The 7,214-nt window shown below is 72.8% G+C and carries 6 protein-coding genes; 4 read left to right on the top strand and 2 right to left on the bottom strand.

What is annotated here, in order from left to right:
* Window positions 1-147: 147 nt before the first annotated feature.
* Together secD and STRTUCAR8_RS31440 are read right to left on the bottom strand one after the other, a co-directional pair.
* A complete protein-coding gene (secD, locus tag STRTUCAR8_RS31445; RefSeq protein ID WP_006380193.1) occupies window positions 148-2,508 on the bottom strand; it encodes a protein translocase subunit SecD in 2,361 nt (786 codons plus the stop codon).
* Window positions 2,509-2,570: 62 nt separating this feature from the next.
* Window positions 2,571-2,972, bottom strand: a complete 402-nt coding sequence (locus tag STRTUCAR8_RS31440; RefSeq protein ID WP_006380196.1) for a hypothetical protein — start codon at window positions 2,970-2,972, stop codon at window positions 2,571-2,573.
* A gap of 538 nt (window positions 2,973-3,510) precedes the next feature.
* On the opposite strand from STRTUCAR8_RS31440, the gene STRTUCAR8_RS31435 reads away from it, so the two are divergent.
* The 4 genes from STRTUCAR8_RS31435 to STRTUCAR8_RS31420 all read left to right on the top strand — a co-directional run.
* Window positions 3,511-3,702 (top strand): hypothetical protein, encoded by a 192-nt coding sequence (locus STRTUCAR8_RS31435; RefSeq protein ID WP_006380195.1) that lies wholly within the window; start codon window positions 3,511-3,513, stop codon window positions 3,700-3,702.
* A 96-nt stretch (window positions 3,703-3,798) separates the two neighbouring features.
* Window positions 3,799-4,443, top strand: coding sequence for a PadR family transcriptional regulator (locus tag STRTUCAR8_RS31430; protein ID WP_006380194.1), 645 nt, complete (start codon window positions 3,799-3,801; stop codon window positions 4,441-4,443).
* 215 nt (window positions 4,444-4,658) lie between these two features.
* Window positions 4,659-5,399, top strand: coding sequence for an ABC transporter ATP-binding protein (locus STRTUCAR8_RS31425; protein ID WP_006380198.1), 741 nt, complete (start codon window positions 4,659-4,661; stop codon window positions 5,397-5,399).
* A partial coding sequence (locus tag STRTUCAR8_RS31420) for an FtsX-like permease family protein (RefSeq protein WP_006380197.1) occupies window positions 5,396-7,214 on the top strand: 1,819 nt, incomplete at its 3' end. The genes STRTUCAR8_RS31425 and STRTUCAR8_RS31420, both read left to right, overlap by 4 nt.

The raw sequence follows: 7,214 nt of genomic DNA, 5'->3' as shown, positions 1-7,214 counted from the left end.
TTCGTGGCCGGTTCGCGGCATGGCTGAGAGTGCAGGTTGGTGGTGATCGCCGGGCCGCAGCGGGCGGCTCGGTCGATCAGCGGACGGTGCCGGCAGCCGAGTCCCCGGTGGCAGAATGACCGTTAAGCTTCCATGGTGCCCGCGTCCTCACACCACAGCGCCTGAATCCCGCGCCCGCCCGCGGCGCTCCAGCGGACTGCGGGTCCCGCTGCCCTCGCTGCGTCCGGGTCGCACCGGCGGCGTCGGGTGACGGCCTTCGAGCTGCACGGCGATCGGCACGGCAGTGAACACCGTCGACGCCATACCGATCACCACGCCGGCGATCAGCGCCACCGAGAAGTCCGCGAGGGAGTCACCGCCGAGCACGGCCAGGGCCGCCAGGATGAACAGCGCGCCCATACCGGTGTTCACCGTGCGCGGCAGGGTCTGGATGACGGCCTTGTTCGCGGTGGTCTCCAGGTCGGCCGCCGGTTCGCGGTGGCGCGCCTCGCGCACCCGGTCGAAGACGACGACGGTGTCGTTGACGGAGTACCCGACGACCGTGAGCAGCGCCGCCAGGAAGACGCTGTCGACGGGCTTGCCGAGCCAGGCGAACATGCCCACCACCAGCAGCACGTCGTGCACCATGGCCGCGACCGCCGCGGCGGCGAACGTCCACCGGAACCGCACGCTGAGGTAGATCAGCTGGGCCGCGACGGCGATGCCGAGCGCCATGAGCGCGTTCCGGCGCAGTTCGTCGCCGAGGCTCGGGCCGATCAGCTCGTCCCGCTCGACGGTGACCTCGCCGCCCTCCTTCGCCAGCGCCGTTCTGATCGTGTGCTGTTGGTCGTTGCTCAGCTCGCCGGTGCGTACCGAGATGTCCCCGTTCCCCGACTCCTGCACCACCGCACGCGGGAACCCGGCGTCCGTGACCGCCGCCCGCGCCGCGTCCACGTCCACGGGCCTGCTGGTGCTGTACTCCACCAGGCGCCCACCGGTGAACTCCACCCCGAAGTTCAGGCCGCGCAGGCCGATTCCGGCGACGGCGACCACGATCAGCAGCGCGCTGAGGCCGAGCCAGCGGCGCCGGTGGTGCACCAGGCGGGGTTCGCGGTGCGCGAGCCAGGCACGCACTCGGCCCGTGGAGGTGATCCCGGTCAGGCCAGGCCGATTGCGCACGAAACGGCGCCGGATCGCGAAGTCGGCGAGGACTCGGGTGATCACCAGGGCCGAGATCATCGAGACGAGGACGCCGATGGACAGCGTGACGCCGAAGCCCTTGACGGGTCCGGTGGCGAAGAAGAAGAGCAGCCCGGCCGCGAGCAGCGTGGTGACGTTCGAGTCGACCACCGCGCTCCAGGTCTTGTCGAAGCCGGTGCGCAGCGGCTTGTCCAGGTGTGCCGAGGACGACTTCAGGGTCCGGACTCCCAGGTACTCCTCGCGGGCACGTTCGAAGACCAGTACGTTCGCGTCCACCGCCATGCCGATCGCCAGGACGAACCCGGCGAGCCCGGGCAGTGTCAGGGTCGCTCCCAGAGCGACCAGTGCGGCGTAGGAGATCAGCGCGTACAGCGCGAGCGCGATGGTGGCCAGGGCGCCGAGCAGCCGGTAGACGACAAGGATGAACAGCGCCGTCAGGGCGAGCCCGATGACCGCGGCCTGGGTGCTGGCGGCGATGGCGTCGGCACCGAGCGTGGGGCCGACCGTGCGCTGCTCCACGACCTGTACGGGCACCGGCAGCGCACCGCCCTTGACGAGCGCGGCCAGCTCGTGGGCCTCTTCCCGGCCGAAGCCGCCGGTGATCTGCGTGGAGCCGCCGGAGATACCGACCTCGCACGCCACGTCCGCGTTGACGCCGGGCGCCGAGAGGACCTTGCCGTCCAGGACGATGGCGACGCGCCGCTCGGGGGCGCCCTGCGGGGCACAGGCCGCCGCCCCGGTGATCTGCGCCCAGTCCTTGCCTGCCTGCCCGCGGAAGGTGAGGTCGACCGTCCAGCCCGACATCGTCTGCTGGTCGAGCACCGCCTCGGCGTCCTTGACGCCCTCACCGGTGAGGGCGGTGGGCCCGAGCTGGAGGAACGCCCCCTTCTGGTCGGGGTCGGCCAGGATGCGCGAGCCGTCCTCGGCCGGCTTCCCCCTGGCCCCCTTGTCCCCCTTGTTGTCGTCTTGCTTGTCCGTCACGCCCTGCACCGGGTGGACAGTCAACTGCGCGGTACGGCCGATGACCTCGGCGGCCTCGCGCGGGTCCTGTACGCCGGGCAGCTCGACGAAGATCCGCCGCTCTCCGGACCGGTACAGGCTCGGCTCGGACACGCCGAGCGCGTCGATCCGCTGGCGGAGCACCTCCAGGGCCCGCTGGGTCGAATCGGGATCGGCCTTGACGACGGGCGAGTCCTTGGTCTCCAGGACGATCTGGGTGCCGCCACGCAGGTCGAGGCCGAGGCGGGCGGACTGGGTGAGAGCGAAGAAGAGCGAGGCGGCGATCACGCCTAGGGCGATGATCGCCCGCCACACGGGCGCGCGAGACATGAGTTCTCCACGATGGGCAGGCAGACGGAATCGACGTCTGCGCCGGGCGCGGAGGCGAACGGTCAGGCGTCGATACGGACTTCGGTGCTCCATCGGGACGGCGGGCCGCGCGGGCGACACACGTGGAGGCCCCGGCTCGCTCCCGGGGCCGCGGCCGCCACAGCCACGCCGGGGCCGCCGACAGTGCGGTGCGGTGCCGCCTCCCCGGCGCCGGCGCCCAGGAAGCCGTGGGTCGGGTACGGCACGGCATGGGCGTGGGCGCGCACGGGGTACGCCACGGTGACGGGTCGCTGCGCGTCGGCGGTCGCGGACGCCTGCGCGGTCGCCGTCGCGGCTGCCGTGCCCGTCGAGGACAGACGGGACGCCGACTTGGCCGACACCGGCAGGAGAAAGGCCAGGACCGCGAGCAACGCGGACAGCACGACGGCGGCCGGACGCGTGGGATGTGCGCGGTGCTGCTGCACGTCTCTTGCCCCCCGGTCAAGTCGTCGTACGCAATCAGCAGTTGGGCACTGTGAGCCGACGCTCGGCTCGTCCGGCCGTCACTGACACGAACGCCGTCCGCCGCTCGGAGGTTCCCGCCTCACCGCAGGAATGCCGCTGTCGGCGGGGTGCGCCGGTGTCGGCTACGCCCCTTCTTTTCAGCGCGGGGCAGCACCGGTTGACCACGGCCGCATCCCGCCTGCTCGCGCCCCGCTCCCAACGGTTCCGCGGCCGCGACCGCCGCATCCACCTCGCCCGATCGCCCGTCCGCCCCGTCGGCGTCGCCCTCCTCCGGATCCGCCGGACCCGCCCGTCCGGCGGATCCCGAGCCGTCGGGGCCGCCCGACGCGCCCGCGCCCAGCGACTCCGCCTCCCTCGCGGGGCGGCCGGCGGGGGAGGGCCGGGAACGGCCCGGTCGACCCCTCCGGCTCGCTGTCCTCCACGAGCCCGGTGGAGCCCGCTCGTACCAGAACGGCAACAGAGTAGGAGCCCGCCGATGAGTCGGACGAGGGGGTCGAGGTGGTACCCGAGACGGACGCCCCGGCCGCCGAGAGCTCGCCCGCGGGGCTGCCGACGGCCGCTCACCGGACCGGCACCGAGGCCCCCCTCGACCTCTCCGACCGGCGGATTCCCGTGCTCACACTGGGCGTGGGGCCGGCTCCGGTGGGCCTCGGTATCGGCTTCCTCGGGGTGGGGACGCACCGCCGCTGAGCGGCTCGCGACGGCCCGGGTCCCCCTTGAGTCGGACCTCCGGCGTCCCCCTCAGGATGCTTGTCCACGCGGACTTACTCGGTGAACATACTCAGTATGTCCATCCGTCACGGGCTTCTCGCCCTCCTCGAACGCGGTCCGCGCTACGGCTCACAGCTCCGTACGGAGTTCGAGTCCCGCACCGGCTCGACCTGGCCGCTCAACGTGGGTCAGGTCTACACGACGCTCAGCCGGCTCGAACGCGACGGCATGGTCGTGCAGGACGGCGAGGACGAGGCCGGCCACCCGCTCTACGCGATCACCGACAGCGGTCGCGTCGAACTGCGCAGCTGGTTCGAGAACCCCGTCGACCGCACGAGCCCGGCCCGTGACGAACTGGCCATCAAGCTGGCCATGGCCGTCGGGGCGCCCGGGGTCGACATCCGTGACGTCATCCAGTCCCAGCGCCGGCACACCGTCAAGGCCATGCAGGACTACACCCGGCTGAAGGCGCAGGCCCTCACCGCCGTGGAGAAGAACGGGGCCCGGGAGCGGGACGACATCGCCTGGCTCCTCGTCCTGGAGCAGCTGATCTTCCAGACCGAGGCCGAGGCGCGCTGGCTCGACCACTGCGAGGCCCGGCTGATCCGTCTCTCGTCGACCGCCCCGGAGCCGGCCTCGCCGGGGGCGGTAGCGGGAGCGGCGGGGCCGGGGGCGCGCGCGGGGGCCGCGTCAGAGGAGGCCGCACACCACCGCCCGTGACGTCCGCCCTTCACGACCGGCCCTGAGCACCGGAACGACCGGACCCACAGGGCCGACCGAGTCCACCGGGTCCACCCGACCCACATGAAGACTCCGAACCACCAGACCAGACCAGACCAGACCAGACCAGACCAATACCGTACGCACGGCTCTGCCGACGACCGTCCGTCGCACAGACGTCCGGCCGTTCGCCGGCGTACGCCCGAGGGGGAACCATGTCCACACAACAGCAACAACCCGTGCTGAGTCTGCGGAACCTGACCCGCGTCCACGGCTCCGGCGCCACCGAGGTGCACGCCCTGCGCGGCATCGACCTCGACGTCCACCCCGGTGAACTCGTCGCCGTCATGGGCCCGTCGGGCTCCGGCAAGTCCACCCTGCTCACCATCGCCGGCGGCCTCGACAACCCCACCTCCGGGCAGGTCTTCGTCGAGGGCACCGACATCACCGTCCTCGGCATCAAGGGACTCGCCGCCCTGCGCCGCCGCAGCATCGGCTACGTCTTCCAGGACTACAACCTCATCCCGGCCCTCACCGCCGCCGAGAACGTGGCCCTGCCCCGCGAACTGGACGGCATATCGGCCCGCAAGGCCCGCACCGAGGCCCTCGCCGCCCTCGCCGAGATGGACCTCGGCCAACTCGCCGACCGGTTCCCCGACGAGATGTCCGGCGGCCAGCAGCAGCGCGTGGCCATCGCCCGCGCCCTCGTCGGCGACCGCCGGCTCGTCCTCGCCGACGAGCCCACCGGCGCCCTCGACTCCGAGACCGGCGAGTCCGTGCTGGCCCTGCTGCGCTCCCGCTGCGACGCCGGAGCCGCCGGCGTCATGGTCACCCACGAGCCGCGGTTCGCCGCCTGGGCCGACCGGGTCGTCTTCCTGCGGGACGGCGCCGTCGTCGACCAGACCGTACGCAGCGACGCCGACTCGCTCCTGACCGGCCGGGCGGCCCAGCGGTGACGACCTGGTTCCACTCCTGGCGGGCCGCGGTCCGCATCGCCCGCCGTGACGCCTGGCGCTCCAAGGGCCGCAGCTTCCTCGTCCTCGCCATGATCGCGCTGCCGATCCTGGGCGTGAGCGCCCTGGACCTGACCCTGCGCAGCGCCGAACTCACCCCCGCGCAGCGGATGGAGCGCACCCTGGGTGCCGCCGACGCTCGCTTCTCCGACCCCCGGACGGCCGGCGTGGCCATCCTGCAGGACCCCGAGGGCGATCAGCACACCCCGGCCGGGGACTACGACTCGCCGGGCAAGTCCTGGCCCGACGGCCCGACCGATGTCACCAAGACCATCCCGGCCGGTTCGACGGTGCTGACCGACAGCACGGGCAACGCCAAGCTGACCACCAGGTACGGTCTGCTCCAGACCGAGGTCCGTGAGCTGACCGCCGTCGATCCCGTCGCCCGGGGCATCATGCGGCTGCAGGAGGGCCGCTTCCCCGAGAAGAACGACGAGATCGCCGCGACCACCCGGTTCCTGGAGAGCAGCGGGCTGTCCGTCGGCTCCACCCTCACCGCCCGCGGCTTCGACCGCACCTATGTGATCAGCGGCTCGTACGAGTTGCCCAGCGAACTCACGGCACAGCAGGTCAACGCCCTGCCGGGGGCCTTCCTCGCGCCGTACGCCAAGGCGGTCGAGAAGGCCGGACTGCCGAAGCCCGACATCTCCACCACCTACCTGGTGAAGAAGGCCGGTGGTTTCACGTGGAACACGGTCCAGGCGATCAACGCCAAGGGTGTCCTGGTCACCTCGCGCGTCGTGGCCCTCGACCCGCCCGCCGACTCCGAGGTGCCGCTCTACCAGAAGGAAGGCTGGGCCGTCTACGAGAGCAGCGGGGGCGCCGACGCCGCCGCGCTCGCCGCCGTGGGCACGGTCGTCGGCCTGGCGATGCTGGAGATCTGCCTGCTCGCCGGTCCCGCCTTCGCCGTCGGTGCCCGTCGTTCCCGCCGCCAGCTGGGCCTGGTCGGCGCCAACGGCGGTGCCCGCAGCCACATCCGGGCCATCGTGCTGAGCGGCGGCCTGGTCATCGGCGTCGCGGCGGCCCTGTTCGGCATCGTCCTCGCCCTGATCCTGACCTTCGCCCTCCGGCCGCTCCTCGAGGACTACATGGGGCAGCGGTTCGGCGGCTTCACCGTCAGGCCGCTGGAACTGCTCGCCATCGCCGCGCTCGCCGTCCTCACCGGCCTGCTCGCCGCGATCATCCCGGCCGTCACCGCCTCCCGGCAGACAGTCCTGGCCTCCCTCACCGGCCGTCGCGGCGTGCGCCGCAGCAACCGCGTGCTGCCGCTGATCGGCTTCGGCGCCGTCCTGCTCGGCGCGGCCATCGCCCTGTACGGCTCGGTCGTCTCCGACCAGTTCGTCCTGGTCGCGGGTGGCTCGGCCGTCGCCGAGCTGGGTGTGGTCGCCATGACGCCCGCCCTGGTCGGCCTGTTCGGCCGGGCCAGCCGCTGGCTGCCGCTCTCGCCGCGCCTCGCCCTGCGGGACGCCGTCCGCAACCGGGGCCGTACGGCACCCGCTGTCGCCGCCGTCCTGGCCGCCGTCGCGGGCACCGTCGCCGTCTCGACGTACGCCGCGAGCCGCGACGCCCAGAGTCTGGCCGAGTACCGGGCCAGCCTGCCGTACGGGGCCGGCGCCGCGCTCGTCACCGAGGAGGGCGGACGGGACGTCCCCGCGGTCCGCGACGCCGTGCAGCGGACGCTGCCCGTCGACGTCCGCGCCGACGTGTTCCGGATCGCCGTCGGCAAGCCCGGCTGCGCCCCGTACGGCGAGGGCGAGG

Origin of the sequence: Streptomyces turgidiscabies Car8, assembly GCF_000331005.1 — a bacterium.
Lineage (GTDB): Bacteria > Actinomycetota > Actinomycetes > Streptomycetales > Streptomycetaceae > Streptomyces > Streptomyces turgidiscabies.
The sequence above is the reverse complement of the archived record's forward strand: the minus strand, read 5'-3'. Positions and strand labels throughout refer to the sequence as shown.